The organism is Mesorhizobium sp. CNPSo 4688, assembly GCF_057784295.1.
This window is the reverse complement of sequence record NZ_JBWLUY010000025.1, coordinates 1-16,784: the sequence shown is the minus strand read 5'-3', so window position 1 is coordinate 16,784 and position 16,784 is coordinate 1. Positions and strand designations below refer to the sequence as shown.

Annotated in this window: 13 protein-coding genes and 1 pseudogene; 7 read left to right on the top strand and 7 right to left on the bottom strand. The window is 57.9% G+C overall.

Translation table 11 applies throughout. The annotated features are described in order from the left end of the window. Positions 1-112: 112 nt before the first annotated feature. The 3 genes from AC04SH_RS30560 (at position 113) to AC04SH_RS30550 (ending at position 4,385) form a co-directional block, all read left to right on the top strand. Positions 113-1,294, top strand: coding sequence for a M24 family metallopeptidase (locus AC04SH_RS30560; protein WP_488481480.1), 1,182 nt, complete (start codon positions 113-115; stop codon positions 1,292-1,294). A gap of 628 nt (positions 1,295-1,922) precedes the next feature. Beyond that, on the top strand, positions 1,923-3,215 hold the full coding sequence (locus AC04SH_RS30555; protein WP_488481479.1) for an LLM class flavin-dependent oxidoreductase: 1,293 nt from the start codon (positions 1,923-1,925) through the stop codon (positions 3,213-3,215). Between the two features lie 204 nt (positions 3,216-3,419). Further along, on the top strand, positions 3,420-4,385 hold the full coding sequence (locus AC04SH_RS30550) for a D-2-hydroxyacid dehydrogenase (RefSeq protein ID WP_488577720.1): 966 nt from the start codon (positions 3,420-3,422) through the stop codon (positions 4,383-4,385). 617 nt (positions 4,386-5,002) lie between these two features. Here the strand turns inward: AC04SH_RS30550 and AC04SH_RS30545 are convergent. From AC04SH_RS30545 to AC04SH_RS30530, 4 genes are all read right to left on the bottom strand, one after another. Then, positions 5,003-5,713: a hypothetical protein gene (locus AC04SH_RS30545; RefSeq protein ID WP_488481477.1), complete on the bottom strand. Its 711-nt coding sequence runs from the start codon at positions 5,711-5,713 to the stop codon at positions 5,003-5,005. A gap of 382 nt (positions 5,714-6,095) precedes the next feature. Next, on the bottom strand, positions 6,096-7,403 hold the full coding sequence (gene ectB / locus AC04SH_RS30540; protein ID WP_488481476.1) for a diaminobutyrate--2-oxoglutarate transaminase: 1,308 nt from the start codon (positions 7,401-7,403) through the stop codon (positions 6,096-6,098). Positions 7,404-8,279: 876 nt separating this feature from the next. Beyond that, entirely contained in the window at positions 8,280-9,779 is a 1,500-nt protein-coding gene (locus AC04SH_RS30535) for an NAD-dependent succinate-semialdehyde dehydrogenase (RefSeq protein ID WP_488481475.1), read from the bottom strand. A gap of 136 nt (positions 9,780-9,915) precedes the next feature. Further along, positions 9,916-10,407 carry an Lrp/AsnC family transcriptional regulator gene (locus tag AC04SH_RS30530; protein ID WP_488481474.1) on the bottom strand — a complete coding sequence of 164 codons (492 nt, stop codon included), beginning with the start codon at positions 10,405-10,407 and terminating at the stop codon, positions 9,916-9,918. Between the two features lie 804 nt (positions 10,408-11,211). Here AC04SH_RS30530 and AC04SH_RS30525 point away from each other — a divergent pair. Then, positions 11,212-11,883 carry an amino acid kinase family protein gene (locus AC04SH_RS30525; RefSeq protein ID WP_488481473.1) on the top strand — a complete coding sequence of 224 codons (672 nt, stop codon included), beginning with the start codon at positions 11,212-11,214 and terminating at the stop codon, positions 11,881-11,883. Between the two features lie 539 nt (positions 11,884-12,422). Continuing rightward, complete coding sequence (locus tag AC04SH_RS30520; protein ID WP_488481472.1) at positions 12,423-12,719, top strand: protein-tyrosine phosphatase family protein; 297 nt, start codon at positions 12,423-12,425, stop codon at positions 12,717-12,719. Here AC04SH_RS30520 and AC04SH_RS30515 read toward each other — a convergent pair. The 3 genes from AC04SH_RS30515 to AC04SH_RS30505 form a co-directional block, all read right to left on the bottom strand. Then, positions 12,685-13,188, bottom strand: coding sequence for a HEPN domain-containing protein (locus AC04SH_RS30515; RefSeq protein WP_488481471.1), 504 nt, complete (start codon positions 13,186-13,188; stop codon positions 12,685-12,687). The two genes, AC04SH_RS30520 and AC04SH_RS30515, sit on opposite strands and share 35 nt — an antisense overlap. A 711-nt stretch (positions 13,189-13,899) precedes the next feature. Next, entirely contained in the window at positions 13,900-14,118 is a 219-nt protein-coding gene (locus AC04SH_RS30510; RefSeq protein WP_488481470.1) for a hypothetical protein, read from the bottom strand. Positions 14,119-14,129: 11 nt separating this feature from the next. After that, positions 14,130-14,516 (bottom strand): hypothetical protein, encoded by a 387-nt coding sequence (locus tag AC04SH_RS30505; protein ID WP_488481469.1) that lies wholly within the window; start codon positions 14,514-14,516, stop codon positions 14,130-14,132. A 1,025-nt stretch (positions 14,517-15,541) separates the two neighbouring features. On the opposite strand from AC04SH_RS30505, the pseudogene AC04SH_RS30500 reads away from it, so the two are divergent. Both AC04SH_RS30500 and AC04SH_RS30495 read left to right on the top strand, forming a co-directional pair. Beyond that, positions 15,542-16,181 (top strand): annotated as a pseudogene (locus AC04SH_RS30500) (class I SAM-dependent methyltransferase); the annotation flags it as partial. Positions 16,182-16,341: 160 nt separating this feature from the next. Next, positions 16,342-16,784 (top strand): DUF6946 family protein (locus AC04SH_RS30495; protein ID WP_488481468.1); only part of this gene is annotated, 443 nt, incomplete at its 3' end.

The window sequence follows — 16,784 nt, the reverse complement described above, 5'->3', positions numbered from 1 at the left end:
CCGCGGCGAAGGCTTCGAAACCGGTGCCTGGAGCGGCCACAAGGACAGTGGCCGCTCATCCGTGCAGGGGGTAGCTGCATCTGTCTGACCGAGCGTATTCAAAGGAAAAAATATGACTGTCGCTCCACTACGTTTTGAGGTCTCCGAGTATAAGAGCCGGCTTAAGGCGACCAGAAAGGCAATGGAGCACGAGGGCGTTGATCTTCTTATCGTCACAGATCCCGCAAATATGGCGTGGCTGACCGGTTACGACGGCTGGTCGTTCTATGTGCACCAGTGTGTGCTCGTCCGTCAGGACGAAGATCCCCTCTGGTTCGGGCGGGAGATGGACGCCAACGGCGCCCGTCGTACCATCTACATGGATGAGAGCCGAATAAGATCGTATGCTGATCACTACGTACAATCTTCTCAATATCACCCAATGACCGCACTTGGCTCGCTGATCAAGGATCAGGGTTGGTCCACTGGCGTCATCGGGATTGAAAAGGACAACTACTATTTCACCCATGCAGCCTTCGAGGCGCTTTCTTCGGTGCTTCCGAACGCCGCATTCAAGGACACTACCCGTCTGGTCAGATGGCAGCGGATCGTCAAGTCGGCGCGAGAGATCGAGTACATGCAGACAGCGGGCAAGATCGTAACGGCGATGCACCAACGCGTGGCCGAAGTGCTCCGGCCTGGCGTCAAGCAGTCTGACGTGGTTGCTGAGATCTACGGCACCGCCACTCGTGGCGTTGATGGCTTCTGGGGCGACTACCCAGCGGCAGTTCCAATGATCGGCGCCGGCGTCGACGCCTCCGCACCGCATCTGACCTGGTCCGACCGCACTCTTCGCTCTGGTGAAAGCATTTTCTTCGAACTAGCAGGTGTCCATAAGCGCTACCATTGCCCTCTCTCAAGAACGTTTTACCTTGGAAAGCCGGACCAGAAGTTCGTCGACGCTGAAAAGGCCGTGCTCGAGGGAATGGCGGCCGGCCTTGAGAAGGCCGAACCGGGCAATACCTGTGAAGATGTTGCGGAGGCCTATTACCGCATTGTCGAACGCTATGGATTTAAGAAGCCGAGCCGTACGGGCTACTCGATTGGTCTTGCTTACCCTCCCGACTGGGGTGAACATTCGGCAAGCTTCCGCTTTGGTGACCATACCCAACTGCGCCCTGGAATGACTTTCCACTTCATGTCAGGCCTTTGGTTTGGTGACTGGGGGATAGAGATCACTGAAAGCATTCTGGTCACCGACAAACTGGCGGAATGCTTGGCAAGCTATCCGCGTCAACTGATAGTGATCGAATGATGGGCACACCCATGGGCACGAGCCGCGCCTCGGCAATATTGACCTGCCGGCAGGAAGCGACGATGGGGAGCTCTTCGCTCTCCGCCATGTCCGCCGCTCCGCTAAACACGGGGGCTGCGCGGCGGACACGCCAACGTCACCGCTGAATGCAACGCCATTTTTTGCAGAACTTGACGCACGCAACTCACCCGACCGGCTGTGGCTCGGTCCAACAGAAATCGAAGACCGTCGAGATGCACTGTTTTTTTCGCGGTTGGAAGGCAAGACACGGACTGCTGAGCCAGTCATCGAGCATTGTACGCCGATAGGGGAACCACACCTGTGGATTGTCAGCGTTCGGCAGAGGGAAATTGAATCGAGACCGTGTTAGTCGGCTGACCCCAAGCCTGCAAGATAACCCGCCTTCATTGGTTCGGTCGCCATGTCTGACTATGAACAGATCACCATGTCCCGAATCTGCCATCAGATCCAGAATCTTGTGCGCTTTGCGAGAATATTTGGTTCTTACTTCACGAATTGAGGACAGTATTTTGGCAAATCAATCACTTAGCCCAACGACTTCGTCGGTTGGCACATCCCTTGCGGCGATGTGAACATATACGTCAAAACTCAATCGGAGGAGCCCATAATGTCGCGTCAGATGAAGTTCGTAGCGTTTCTCATGGCGGGGCCCACTTCCCATCACCATGCCATGTGGCGCCATCCGCAAACAGAGAACAGGTTTCTCGACCCAGCGTTCTGGGAAACACTGGCGCGAACGCTCGAGGCCGGCAGATTTGATGCATTCTTCTTCGCCGATGTTCTGTCTTTTTATAACGAAACCGTCATGGCGCGGGGCGGTCAGATGTCGCTGCTCGATCCTGTCCCGCTTGTCGCGGTGATGGCACGGGCAACGTCGCGCATCGGACTCGGTGTGACAATATCGACAAGTTTCCACGAACCCTATGCGATAGCCCGGGTGCTTTCCTCGCTCGATGTCCTCAGCGGCGGTCGCATCGCTTGGAATATCGTGACTTCCGCAATCGAAAGGGAGGCGCACATTCTTGGCAAGGACGCGCTCCTGCCGCGTAGTGAACGCTACGACCGTGCCGAGGAGGTCCTGAAAGCCTGTCTCGACTTGTGGACGGGGTGGCCCGACGGTGCGCTCGTCCTCGACAAGGAAAGCGGCGACTTTATTGATGAGGTAAAGATGCGCCGCACCGAAATCACCGGGAAATATGTCGGGGCAAGGGGCGTGTTCACCGTCCCGCCGAGCCCTCAGGGCTACCCGGTCATTATGCAGGCCGGATCGTCACCGCGCGGCCGCGATTTTGCCGCGAGCCACGCCGAGCTTGTCTTTACGCTTCAACATTCGTTGCCGGACATGCAGGAATTCTATGCCGACCTGAAGGGTCGCGTCGATAAGGCGGGGCGGAATCCCGACGATTGCGCCATTCTCGTTTCGGTAGATCCGATCATCGGCGAAACAGAATCCATTGCCCGCGAGAAACAAGCTTATGTGAATGACTTGGTCGACCCTCGCCTCGGCATCCCTTTCATGTCGACCCATACCGGGCTCGATTTGTCGCAGTATCCGATTGACAAGCCGATTAGCGATATCCCGGCAGAAGCCGGCTCTCGCGGCTCCTTCGATGTCATCCTTCAAGGCACCAAAGCCAGCAATCTCACGCTCGGCGAAGCGGCAAAGCGTTTTGCCACAAGCGAACTTTGCCCGCAAGTCATCGGCACGCCCGAGAACGTGGCCGATCAGCTCCAAGAATTCTTCGACAATAACGGCTGCGATGGCTTCATCGTGACGCCCACAGAAATGCCGGGCTCCTTCGAGGCCTTCACGCGATCGGTCGTGCCAATCCTTCAGAAGCGCGGTTTGTTTCGTAAGGAGTATCCGGGCTCAAGTCTGCGGGAAACGATCAAGGCATAATCAGTGCGGTATCTTTCTTTCACACCAAAGCTGGGGATGAATCCGAACACCCCGCTCATCATCGAACCGCTTGTTGCAGCCCGCGACCACCCGATATCATTTTCGCTCGACCGAGAGCAACGCCTATGCGCGTCATATGCGATGAATACCGACTGCCCCAAAGCGGCCTGAGCTAGTTTCTTTTCAACTTTCGAGGGGATTCAAATGCGCCGACGAAAAATAGTAGCTCTACTACCGGTGGCATTTGACCAGAGTTCTACATTCTTGAGCGAGGCTGATAACTTCGCAGATGTAGTCATCACTCAAAGTGCGAACGAAGCAATACGAGAGTTACAGGATGCTGAAGGATTCTTGCTCTGGGACATTTTTAACCCAGTAATCCGCAACAATCCATTACCTCCAAAACTCAAATGGATCCATATCGCTGGCGTGGGGGTTGATGCCGCCCTGTCGAGTGATCTAGCGTCTGCGGAGATCGTGGTAACCAATACGCGCGGGGTTTTTGAATATCCGATAGCAGAATATGTTCTTGGATTACTGCTGATGGGGGCAAAAGATTTTCGAAACACCATAAAATTTCAGCATGCCAAGGAATGGAAAAGGAGAGAGGCCCTGCCGCTTCGAGGGCAAACTGTGGTCTTGATCGGGCCAGGCGCGATTGGCTTGGAAATTTTTAACCTACTAAGCGCGGTAGGGGTGAATGTAATTGCGGTCGGGCGTCGCCAAGTGATGAATGACCCTCTCTTCGGGCGCAGGCACTCCATGGAGGAACTAGAATATCTCCTTCCTGAAGCAGACGCGGTCATTCTATCTTTGCCGCTAACTTCGGAGACTGCGGGAGTTATGAGCACGACGCGGTTTTCACAAATGAAGCCCGGCTCCTCTTTCATTAACATCGGCCGTGGCGGCTTGGTGGACGAGGACGCATTGCTTGACGCACTCAAAGATGGTCGGATAAGGAGCGCTTTGCTTGATGTCTTTGCCGTGGAACCGCTACCCAAGGGTCATCCTTTCTGGAGTATGGATCAGGTGTTTGTGTCACCTCATATGTCGGCGGACCTCCGTGGCTGGCGAGTCCATGTCGTAGCAAAGTTCATCGAAAATCTTGAGCGCTGGGTGGCAGGACAGCCGCTGGAGAATGTGAACGACAAAACTAGTCGCTTTAGCTGAATAGCAATTGTCCACTCCTATTACTACTGCGGAGTGCTGGTGCCTGTTTCAAATTGTGCGATTCTAAGCAGTGTTCTTCAATCCAAGAAGTCGGGCATATATGGTGACGATGTACAGAACTTACCCCCGATCATGGGCGTGGCAAGGTCATCCCTTATTGATGCTGCGGTAGCCGAAATGACTGTTTTGCGTTTTGTCCTCGCATTGCAAACAGCGTCCGTGGCTGGATTGGCCCTGCTGTCCCCGCTCCTGTGGTCAAACGCGGTAGTCCGTCGGTAGAGCTAAATAATTTGCGCCTGCGCGCGACTGACGGCCGACAAGGCCATTGCCGAACTAATCAACCGGGCAGGAAAGCGAACAGGTCGAGCGGATGGATGGTCGCAGTCACGTGTGCGAGGCTTCCGCAACACGCACGGCATCGCGATCTACAGGGATGGCGAATGGGCCGAGCGCGGCGAAGTCACGTTGGCTGAAGCCGCCTCAATCCGAGCTCCGCGACGGTCCATCGCTGGCTTGCCGCCGTCTGTCATTCCTGCCGAGCAGTAGTGCGAATTGACTTCCATGACCGCAATCAAAGAAGGCACTCAGAAAGGCTAAACTCGACAGTAAAACTGCGCTCAAGAAATCCGCTCGACCGTTTCAGTCGCCGAGCATTTGATTAGCTGGGATAACTCGCCTCGAGTTAGCCAAATGAGCCAGTCATCATCTTCGATGTCTCGATCAGGTAAAGTCAAGACGGACCCATGTGCTTCTTTGTGAAGATAGCCGTATTGATCGGCGATTCCCTTTTGGATAAGCCAAGTAGGCACAAGAGCATAGATGAAATCGGGGGACCATTTCGCCCATGCCAGCCCAAAAGCGACTCCTGCAAGCGTGGGTGCTAAGCCCAGCCCTCTAAGGTCACGCCGGAGCCATAAATCACCGTGATACGCTACGATCCCGCTTATGATCCGAGCAGTCGGCGCGACACAAACACACGACGAACCCGGGCCGGCATGCCTTGCAGGATCCACATAGCAGGCTTTCAGTGACTCGAGATGGTCCGCCAAGTTCGTAGGCGTCAGATCATCCACACGAAGCGCCTGGACGTGCGCTACTTTCCCGAATTTATCTTCTCCAACGACCCAAAACGCCTGGCCGGGCCTATGCTGTGAACAATCCGGGCGGAAGTTCGGAAAGGTAGGATATTTCCCGGCAAGCTTACTTGTAATTGAAAGGTACTCCTCAAAATCTTCCCCCATCCTGAATTGCACGCCCGCTTTGCGGGCCTTTCGGTCAAGCGAACAGAGATATGTTGATACCTCAAGGGTCGTTGCGTCGTCATGCATTGCAGGTACTCTTACCGTTGGATTGATAATGCACTGAACATCAGGGCCAATTGTCGCGAGCTTCTCGTTTCGCAATGTCGTAGACATGCGAGCCACCGGACAGCCAGCCACGGGAGATCCATCGAATGACGGGCCGCCATACCTTTCTGGTTGCGGCTGGGCTCCTGTAGGGTCAGTGTAATGCGGCTAGAATGGTGACCGACGGCGGAGGCGAAGGACCCGTATCTCGCTGCCGACGTAGATTGAGCACCCTGGAGCGACTTGAGGTCGCCGGTCGCATCATGCACCTCGCGCCCCCCAACTGCACGCTTTCCCCGTCGTCTGAACCCGCCGGGCTGTCAGATTCTCCTTATTGAAATCCCTTACAATCATGATTCACCTCTTATGCTGCCGTGGCCGCTGTGTGGCCGATCACGCTGTCGATAGCGTCCTCAAGGATGTCGAGACCTTGGCTAAGTTGATCCTTCCCAATGACGAGAGGTGGCAGACACTTCACGACCTCGTCTTTCGGACCAGCGGTCTCGACAATGAGGCCATTCTGAAAGGCAGTGCTGATGACCTGACTGGCAACCTCGCCAAACTTCAGATCAATGCCTCGCATCATGCCACGACCCTTGGCTGACGCTCGGCCTGGGTCGTACTTCTGCGCGATCTGCTCGAGTCGGCTTTTCAGCAGATTGCCTTTCTCCTCGACCGACGTCGCAAAGCTGTCTGTCCGCCAGAAGTGCTCAAGGGCCGCCCGGGCGGTCACGAAAGCATGGCAATTGCCGCGGAATGTGCCGTTGTGCTCTCCCGGCCCCCACCTGTCGAGTTGTCGGTCGATAAGAACGAGAGCCATAGGCAGGCCATAGCCCGATATCGATTTGGCCATCGTGACAATGTCCGGGCGGAGACCGGCCGCCTCGAAGCTGAAGAACGCATCGGTCCGGCCAACGCCGACCTGGATGTCATCGACGATCAGCAGAGCTCCGTGCTTGCGCGCAATGGCCGCCACCTTGCGCAGCCACTCCGTACCGGCGACATTCAGGCCGCCTTCGCCCTGAACTGTCTCGACAATCACCGCCGCCGGCGTGTCCACGCCGCTGGAGGGATCCGAAAGCAGGTGATCAAGGTAATCGGCGGTGTCTACAGCGGACCCAAGATAGCCGTCATAGGGTAGCCGCGTGACGCCGCCGAGCAGCTGGCCGGCGGCAGCCCGGTGGTATCGGTTGCCGGTGCAGGAGAGAGCGCCAAGGCTCACACCATGAAAGCCGTTGGTGAAGGCTATAATGTTGGACCGACCAGTGATCTTGCGCGCCAGCTTGAGCGCAGCCTCGACCGCGTTAGCGCCGGTTGGACCGGGAAACTGAACGACGTAGTCCAGTTGCCGGGGCTTGAGGATCGTCTCGTGGAATTCTCGCAGAAAAGATCCCTTGGCTTCGTTATACAGATCGAGGCCATGGGTGATGCCGTCGCCCGCAATGTAGTCTACGAGCGCGGACTTCAGCTCGGGGGGATTGTGCCCATAGTTTAGACTCGAGCAGCCCATGAGAAAGTCGAGATAGGCTGTCCCATCGCGCGCAAACAGCTGAGCCCCTCGCGCCGTCGCGAAAACGACGGGAAAGCTGCGGGCGTAGCTGCGCACTTCGGACTCGAGATGGTTGAAGATCGCAAATTCCTGCTCGCCATCTGGTGGACTTCGGTCAGTCATCGTTGCCTCCTTATTTAAGTATTGGCTTGGCAGGTCGGCGGGAATGCCTAGTTCGCGGTCGAACCAGGGAGCTTGCCGGATTGGTGCACCCAGGTCCTGAGCCACAGCTGCGAAGAACAACTTAGACGAACACAAGTGCCGCGCCTCGCGTCGCGTTTCACGAAGAGGACTTCTCAAGAGTCATGCCAATTGCCGAGGGAGCGTTAGAAATATTTTTCTGAGTTGTTGTTCAATGATTTGACCCCGAGTGCAGCAGGCAACCGGGGCGAAAACAATGTGTCGCGGGTTCGACAAACACGACAGTAGGTGTCGGTCGCCCGGCGTTTTCTCAGGAATGACGTTTAAAAAGCGGGACCGGTAGCGGATCATCTTGCGACTGAGAACGGAGCAGGTCCGCCGCTCCGACAGGCGTTCAGCTTTATCGTCGATCAGCGGGCCGCGCCGACGAGCTTCACCGCGGACATTGACGAAAACGGCAAGGGACGATGCTCTGGCCAATCGCCGGCAAAAAAAGATCGGATGGTTGGGGCTCCGGCGGCCTGCCTGCATGGGAGTAGCGGGAGGTCGGTCTTCCAGGCAGGCTCCAACGGTTCAACCGGTCAGGAGGTCTGCCATGGGCCTGTTCGTCGGTCTTGATGTTTCCGTTCGCGCCACCAGCGTCTGCGTAATGGACACGGGTGGCAAACTCATTCGAGAGAGCAAGGTGGAGACCGAGCCGGAGGCGATCGGCGCCCTGCTTCGCGCGATTGGCGGCCCCTACAAGCGCGTCGGCCTTGAGGCCGGTCCACTCTCGCAATGGCTCTACAGTGGCCTGTCGGCCGCAGGCTATCCGGTGATCTGCGTCGAGACGCGGCACATAAAGGCCGCGCTCTCGGCTCAGGGTCTGGCTACATCCAGGCAGAGATATTTGAGGTCCGTAAAGGCTTCGAGCCCGTGGCGCGAGCCCTCGCGGCCGATGCCGGACTGCTTGACGCCGCCGAAGGGTATCGGTGCGCCGGTGATCTTGACGCGGTTGATGGCGACCATGCCGTAGTCCAGCGCGCGGCCCATGCGCTGCTGGCGGGCGCCGTTCTCGGTCACGACATAGGCGACGAGGCCATATTCAGTGGCATTGGCACGGGCGATGACCTCGTCCTCGCTGTCGAACGGCGTCACCGCGGCGACCGGCCCAAAAGTCTCCTCGCGCATGATCAGCGCCTCATCGGGCACATCGACAAGCAGCGTCGGCTGGTAGAACAGCGATCCTGCCGCGTGAAGTCTTCCGCCGACAAGGCAGCGCGCGCCATGGCTCTGCGCGTCAGCAACCTGTTCCTCAACCTTTTTGACGGCTCGCTCGTGCATCAGCGGTCCGATGTCAGTTTCGTCGGCAAGCCCGTTGCCGACGCGCAAGGTCTCTACGCGACGCGCGAAAGCGGCGCAGAACCGATCATAGATTGGCCGCTGAACGTAGATGCGGTTGGCGGCGAGGCAGTCCTGGCCGGAAGTGGCGAATTTGGCGTCGATGGCGATGCTCACGGCCTTGTCGAGGTCGGCGTCGGCAAAGACGATCAGCGGCGCGTGGCCGCCGAGCTCCATCACTAGGCGCTTCATCGTCGGCGCGCTCTGCGCCGCGATCAATCGGCCGATCTCCGTCGAGCCGGTGAAGCTCATGGCGCGTAGGCGCGGGTCCTCGCACATCCGTGCGACAATGATAGATGCGTTTCCAGTGACGACGTTGAAGACGCCGGCCGGCAGTCCCGCGCGCTCGCCGAGCTCGGCCAGCGCCAGTGCCGACAGTGGCGTTTCCGAAGACGGGTGGGCGACGATGGTGCACCCGGCCGCTAGTGCGGCAGCCGCCTTGCGGGTCAGCATCGCCGAGGGAAAGTTCCACGGCGTGACGACGCCGACGACGCCGAGCGGCTCGCGCAGCACCATCATTCCCGCGTTCGGCAGATGGCTGGTGACGCTTTCGGCGTTGAGGCGTTTGGCTTCCTCGGCGTACCACTCGACAAAGGACGCGGCGTAGTCGATTTCGCCCAGCGATTCCTTGAGCGGCTTGCCCTGCTCGAGTGTCATCAGTAGCGCCAAATCGTCCCTGGCGGTGATGATCAGCTCGAACCATTTTCGCAATATCCTCGAGCGCTCTTGCGGCAGCAGAGCTCGCCAGACCGGAAAGGCGCGCGAGGCGGCCTCGATCGCCTTTGTTGTCTGTCCGGCATCGAGCGCCGCGACAAAGGCGACAGTCGCACCGCTGGCCGGATCGGTGACTTCAAAACTTTCGGCGGCCTCGCTCGCCGTCCACTGGCCATCGACATAAGCGAGCTCGCGCAGCAGCCGGCGGTCGCAGAGGCGGTCGAGCGCGTCATGGCGGATCGTGCGAGCAAAGTGCGCGGACATTGTCGAAGCCTCCCGGGTCGGGCTGATACGGGAAGATTATTCGACATGGGCAGACAGAGAGGCTGTTTGGATGGCTGCCCGTAGAGAGATTCTCTCTATTGTACGTTATCGCAGGAGGATATCTCTGGAGGTCCGGCTACCATTGCGCGGGCAGCAAGTCGGCCAAGGGCAAGACGGTCTCATCCTTGACCGTCTTGGTAACAATGTAGGTGAAGTAACGATCGATGCCGATCTCGCGCTCGAGCAAGCTATCGACCAGCCGCTGATAGGCGTCGATGTCGCGCGCTATTACCTTAAGCACATAGTCCACACCGCCGCCCACGGACCAGCAGGCCACGATCTCACAGATGTCGCGGATGACGCGCTCGAAGCGATCGAAATCGGTCTGGCGGTGGTTGGCCAGCGTCACCTCCATCAGCACGGTGGCGACAGGCGCGACCACGCGCATGGCGATACGGGCGTGATAGCCAGAGACGATGCCGGCCTTTTCCAGCTTGCGCAGTCGCATCCAGCAAGGGGTCGGCGACAGACCGACCTTGTCGGCCAGCGCCAGCTTGGTGATGCGCCCGTCGCGCTGTATGGCGTCGAGGATTTTGAGATCGATCGGATCGAGTTTAAGGAACGTCATGCTAAGTATCCATTCGGCGCACTTATATCAGTTCAATTTCCGGCCTGTAGCATGCTTCGTCGTCAGCGCCGATCGGAATGTGATGCGCTCCAGTCGCGCGTTGTTAAACTCCTTCTCCATTCTTAAGAAAACACCGGGCAACCGACACCTACTGTCGTGTTTGTTGGATCCGCGACACATTGTTTCGCCTTGGTTGCCTGCGGCACTCGGGTCAAATCTTTGAACAAACCTCAGTAAACTATTTCTAAGGCGCCTTCGGCGCAATTGGCATGACTTTTGAGACGTCCTCTTCGTGAAACGCTATGCCGGGCGGCACCGATGTTCGTCCAAGTTGAGCTGTGGCTCGGACCAGCGCCAATCCGGCAAGCTCCCTGGTTCGACCGCGAACTAGGCATCCCCGCCGGTCTATACCCAAATAGGGAGGCAACGATGACTGACAAAAGTAAACCGGATCGCGAGTAGGAATTTGCGATCTTCCACCATCTGGAGTCCGAAGTGCGCAGCTATGGATGGCCGCTGGTGCTGCGAGTTGAGACAACTCACCGAAAGGATTTTGAGGTGAAAACTCTTGCCTAACCGCGAGCCTAGCGCCCACACTGTCGAGAAGATCGGAGGCACGTCGATCTCCAACACCGCTGCCGTACTCAAGAACGTCCTAATCGGAGGACGCAAGGGGAGCGCACTCTACAACCGGATATTCGTCGTATCCGCTTATAGTGGAATGACCGATCTGCTCCTCGTGCACAAGAAAACTGGCAAGCCCGGCGCCTATGCGCGTTTGCGGGCGACAGATCGAGATCGGCTTTGGTCGAAGCGATCGCAGAGGTCCATCGTGAGATGAGGAGGATCAATGCGGAAGTCTTCGGCCGCTCGCCGGAAAGGCACGTCGCCGATGATTTCGTTCGCGACCGCATCGAAGGAGTGCGCGGCTGCCTGTTGGATCTGCAGCGGCTTTGCTCAAATGGCCCCTTCAGGCTCGAAGAGCACTTGAATACCGTGCGCGAGGTTCTCGCCGCGCAGGGCGAAGCCCACAGTTCCCACAACACGGCACTCCTCCTCAGGACACTTGGCGTGGAGGCGGTCTTCGTGGACATGACGGGCTGGCGTGACGAAACCGAGACAAGCCTTGACGAGCGCATCGAGACGGCGCTATCCGCGATCGACCTCGGCAAGCAGCTGCCGATCATCACGGGCTACAGCCGATGCCCAGCTGGTCTGGTGCAGCTCTATGGCCGTGGCTACACCGAGTTTACATTCGCCCGGATCGCCGTACTCACAGGCGCCAAGGAGGCAATAATCCACAAGGAGTACCCTCTTTCGACAGCCGACCCCAAGATTGTCGGCATTGAACGGGTCCGCACCATCGGAGCGTGGAGCGCTAAGGCTGAGCCGATGATTGACTTGCACAGCGTCACCACCGGCATCGTGGAACCTCGAGCATGTCGCAGACTCCCGGTTGCGCGAAAATCGCCGTGACGGCTGGTAAAACATCGGCCCTGGTCGATCGCGGGATCGTCGTTTCCTAAGAGACCGTCTGGAGGGGCCTTGATGCGGCACCGGCTGAAAGCGCGGCCGAGCAGCCTCATAAACGGACCCGACGCCTTGGCGGCTGCCCAAGCAAAGCGGTGAAGCGTTCGTCCCTCCCGGCTCCATCACTGGTCGAACCTACCGTTGGCCGTTCGCTCTACGCTTGGAAAATTATTTTCAGAGTTTCGCTATTTGTGCAAATGGAAAAAAATGTTTGGCATTGCGGTACTGCGTCGGCGGATCGAAGGCGAGGGAGTGGGTTCCTTTCGTAGATGTCGACTGCCTAGTCGATCCGAGCCGATTCATGAATGCCTGCGGGTGGTCTCCAGCGGCACCGCTGGAGCAACGTTCGGTGACGTTTTATAGACGCTCGAGAGCCGTGGCGCACTGGGCAGAAGACGGCTGGAAACCTCTGACCTCGCATCGACCTTGAGGAAACCCTTCCCTGGAATTGGATACCTGTCAGCTCACCTAACCGAGGCCGCTTTATGGCGACAATAACCCACGTTTTCACGATCGACTACGTTTCCCAGATGATTGAGGAGGATCTCGAACTCCTTCAAGCGATCGTCAGCAACGATGACAATCTCAGCTATGGCAGCATCATCAGTGTCCATGACGGTAGGGAGGAGGCGATAACCGCTCTCACCGACGACGGCATTGACGAGCTAAGACAGATGCTTGCCGATGCTCGCCGTTCGGCCGAAAAGTGGAACGACTTCCTTGATGACTGCGTCCTAGGATCCGGCATCATCGCGCGCATCCAGGCGAAGTCTCGGGCGTAAGGCCGACCGGCTGCGGCATAGTTGAGGACAAGCCGATCAGTATGGTTACCTTTGCCGCCACCTCGTCCAGAGTAGCGGTAAGCCGGTTTATCTGCGAGGCGGTTGCAGCCAGCTCCGGGCCGTAACGGGTCACGAGATATTCCCGGTTCTGGCTAAGGGAGTGAAGATGTTTGGCGGTTTTTGCGCGAAGGCGCAGCCCCGCTTCCAAGGCGAGCCCCGTGCGCGCCGACAGGTCATGCTGCATTTTGCGGATCTGATTGGGGCTGTGCCCACGGTGAAGCAATAGCGCGGTCAAATAGAGTTCGATCGCATGGATCGCCGACAACCTGAACGGCGCTCGAGTGAGCGGTTTGCCTGGCCGGCCGAGCTGAAGCAGCATGGTTGCCGCCTTGCGGTACTCTTCCGCAAGTTCGTGGACCTGCAGCGAGGAGGCCAGCTCTCCTGGGTATTTTCGTTCTTCAATCTCCATTCATGCAATCTCCATTCATGCAATTAAAATGCCACACAGAAATTTTGGTAAAGAGCAAAACAATCTTATTCTTCGGCACTCTCCATTTCTTGGCGTCGCTATCGTAATCCGAGCAAGACCCGCCGCGGTGTGGTCTGGGATCGAGGCGACCGTAGTGGTTCTCGACGGATGAAAGGGCACATGCCTCGCATGGCTTGTCGTTGCCTCGCCGATCGGCGCCGGAAGAGATCAGGCAAATGGCCGATGGCATCATCGCTCGCGTTTTCCTCTTGAAGGGTCATCGCGCCGACAACACATTGTGCGACGATTGGCGGGGTCGATGGGGCCCCGCCTTACGTGAACTGACGGTTCAGCAGGTCGGGAGGAACAAATGAAGGCCGAGGCTTTCGACAGCCCCATTTTCGTGAAGCGCTCCAACTACATCGTACAAGAGATTGCAAGTCTTGGGCGGCGAAAACTCCCGACCGACTCTTCGCCCGTCCCGCAGGCGCTCCCGCTCGAAATTGCGGGCCATCGCAGAAGGCCGCCCGATCATGACGGCGACCGTCGCGAACAGCACGACCGAGCGTGCGCACGTTGGGCTCGGAGCCAAAGCTTGTTCTTTGGTCACGCGCTGGCCTGGCAACCGAAGCGTTACGGTCGACTTCGAGGGCGGCCAGTTGGCGGCGACAAGGCAGCTGCGGAAGCCGGTTTTGGGTCGGTCCAGCAACCCTAACGCTTCAGCCGCAATTCTCGCCTGATCATGACCGCTATCGTGGTGGACGTAGCAAAGGCATAGACGACCAACTGCACCGCTGTACCGACGCCAGTTCCTAACAGCCAAGCCAAGGCCATTACCAGAACACTTATCGCGCCTGCCGAAGTCAAGAAAATCACGAACGCCTCGATGATCGGTGCGAGATAGTCGAGGAAGGTATCGTTCCGGTCCATGACCTGCCCTTTCACCGGATGCCTTGGCTCTTGCAATAGGAAATGATGGCGGCGCCGTCGGTTTCCGCGCCGGCTATTTCTCTAAGAACAAACTCGGCCTGCGCTGTCTGCCTATAAGTGGCCAGAACGCCCACAAACGGCGTCTCGCCGGCGTAACCGCCGAAACCGTTCTTCGCGTTGACCAAGCCGCAAGCCAGAACAACTCCCTCCTGGACACCGGGATAAGGAACCGCTTTGATTGGCCCAAACTTCGCGCTGTCGGGGTCTTTCAGTTGGACGCTCACGCTGCGTTTGATCGCGGCCAGCTCAATCTCGTTCAGCTCATAGGCTTCTTGAGCCACTGCCGCCGATGCAAAGGCAACGGAAGCGGCGAAGACCGCGGCTTTGAAAGTGATCATGAGATTGCCCCCGTGGTAAAGGAAGATGCCGTGTTTCTGGACCCGGCGCAATGCTTATGCGCACCGGGCTCAGTGGTTCTCCTTCGAGTATTTCGATGGTATCGTCGCCGCCTTTGAATTGATGGGGGAAGCATCGCATGCGCTATGGCTGGGTTCTGGTGGCAATGCTCATCGTCACCGGGTGTAACAGCAGTTCGGACCAGTGGAAGGCGACGTCACCGTCTTTCCAAAATCGGTTCGAGCAGGCGAAGGCAATCTGCAGGGGAAGATCAGCAAACAACTTCGCCAGCGCAAATGGGGGCCTCTTGACCCGGGCAATTACCTCGGACGAGGTGTTTCGGGGCTGTATGGCCGAACAGGGTTTTGTCTCTAAATAGACTTCATCGAACCGAGTCCGAGGGCAGCGCGCCTGACCGATAATTCGCGCAGGCATCGGCCGGACAATCGCGTACCTTCCTCAGCCGCGATCAGAAGGCGGCGGCACCAGAGGCTCTCGCCGTTACCATCGCCGCACGAAGCCGCTGGCAGCTGTGGATGGCATCGACGGTGACGTTTCCACTGGCCAAGAAATGTATCGCATCGTTTATCACGACATGATTGGCCCGGCCTGACCAGTCCTGACAGACAATAAGATCAAAGCCAGAACAGCGGCGCTTGTGGCATAGCAGAACAGGGATCGTGCCGGAACATGGCGGGAACATTTTTGGCCCAGCGCATTAGCGTTCCCGTGCGCGATGTCGCCACGATGTTAATCGGGTGCAAAGCCGTTAACGGGGTCATCCGGAGCACGAGGGAATCCTGGGCGAAAACATTGATTTCGTCGTTCCGCGAGCCCGATCCAGGCGGGCGGACAGATCGAGCATAGGAAGGATATTCCGAAGGTCGACAATTGAAGACGGCTCAGAGAGCCGTTGATCAAAGCCGCCATGTCACAGCTGATGGCCGGTCGATTTGAGGGAAACTATCTATTGCATCAGAACTCGATAAACCCTGATCTTCGATAATGGTTATGTGGCTGGGACAACATGGCTGAGAATGACTATGACACGTTTGCAGCGGCTTATGAGGTTGATAACGAGAACAACGCTTGGAATGCATACTACGAACGGCCGGCCATCCTTTCGATGGTGGGTAACGTCGAGGGGCTTCGGGTGCTCGATGCTGGATGCGGCGGCGGTGCCCATGCCAAGGCACTTGTCGACCGAGGGGCAATCCTGACCGGTATCGACTCGAGTACGGGTTTGCTCGAAATCGCCCACCGTCGCCTTGAGAGCCGGGCACGTTTGTTGGTCGCTGATCTGAACGAACCGCTGCCCTTCGACGACGGTGCCTTCGATTTGATCCTCGCCTCGCTCGTCATGCACTATTTGCCTGACTGGTCACGACCGCTTTCGGAATTCAACCGTTTGCTGCCCCCAAGGCGGCCGGCTGTTTTGTCCACACACCATCCTTTCATTGATCACCAGCTGGCGGGTCGCGAGAACTATTTCGAGACCTATAGCTTCACCGAAACCTGGCAGCGCGGCGGCAAGCCGATGACGATGCGCTTCTGACATCGCCCACTTCACGTCATGTTCGAATCCTGAGGCCCGCTCATGCTTTCCGGCGGCATATCAGGACCTCACGACCAAGCCGCGATTTCTCTTCTTCTCGGCGGCGAAAGCATGGGTGCCGCTGCGTTCGATGGCAGCTCAGGTTCCCCCTAACGGGGTCGTCAACCGGCATGCACCATACATATCGAGACTTTTAAACCGAGGTTCACTAATGATCCGCTAGGATATGGCGTGAGCAGCAGGGGCGAACGTGCTGCTAGCGGGGTCATCCATTGGGCATTCTGCAAAATGCACGTCGGACGCGGGTTTATATTCCCAGCGAAGGTCCGACGAGTTGGCAAGCATTCCTCGCCGAACCTGAGAGGCAATGGCGAACCGGCTACTCGGCAAAGACGCTTGCTCATTGTTGGGAAAGTGCTGACGGCTTGCCGGCTGAAGTCGCGCAGATGTTCGATGGCCCGGCCGAGCTACTGCTGGCCTTGCCCGAGCACAGGGTGCCACTCGAGGGCGGCAACCGTGACAGCCACAAACAGATGGGCGATGCTTGCGAGATGATCGTTGCCGCGGAGCTCACGCTCGCCGGCATCCCTGCTTTGAAAGTTCCCGACAACTGGCCCGGTTACGATGTGATCGCGCAGCCATTCGACCGGCCAGCGCAACGCGTTTCGGTAAAGTCGCGGACATTCAAGCGCGGTGCCGCCTATGTCGGCTACAA

Bases quoted from the DNA above. Each gene is read 5' to 3' on its own strand.
- AC04SH_RS30535 (WP_488481475.1), bottom strand. From the start codon at position 9,779: ATGTCCGCGCACTTTGCTCGCACGATCCGCCATGACGCGCTCGACCGC.
- AC04SH_RS30545 (WP_488481477.1), bottom strand. From the start codon at position 5,713: ATGCATGACGACGCAACGACCCTTGAGGTATCAACATATCTCTGTTCG.
- AC04SH_RS30520 (WP_488481472.1), top strand. From the start codon at position 12,423: ATGGCGACAATAACCCACGTTTTCACGATCGACTACGTTTCCCAGATG.
- AC04SH_RS30550 (WP_488577720.1), top strand. From the start codon at position 3,420: ATGCGCCGACGAAAAATAGTAGCTCTACTACCGGTGGCATTTGACCAG.
- AC04SH_RS30515 (WP_488481471.1), bottom strand. From the start codon at position 13,188: ATGGAGATTGAAGAACGAAAATACCCAGGAGAGCTGGCCTCCTCGCTG.
- AC04SH_RS30560 (WP_488481480.1), top strand. From the start codon at position 113: ATGACTGTCGCTCCACTACGTTTTGAGGTCTCCGAGTATAAGAGCCGG.
- ectB (WP_488481476.1), bottom strand. From the start codon at position 7,403: ATGACTGACCGAAGTCCACCAGATGGCGAGCAGGAATTTGCGATCTTC.
- AC04SH_RS30510 (WP_488481470.1), bottom strand. From the start codon at position 14,118: ATGGACCGGAACGATACCTTCCTCGACTATCTCGCACCGATCATCGAG.
- AC04SH_RS30505 (WP_488481469.1), bottom strand. From the start codon at position 14,516: ATGATCACTTTCAAAGCCGCGGTCTTCGCCGCTTCCGTTGCCTTTGCA.
- AC04SH_RS30530 (WP_488481474.1), bottom strand. From the start codon at position 10,407: ATGACGTTCCTTAAACTCGATCCGATCGATCTCAAAATCCTCGACGCC.
- AC04SH_RS30555 (WP_488481479.1), top strand. From the start codon at position 1,923: ATGTCGCGTCAGATGAAGTTCGTAGCGTTTCTCATGGCGGGGCCCACT.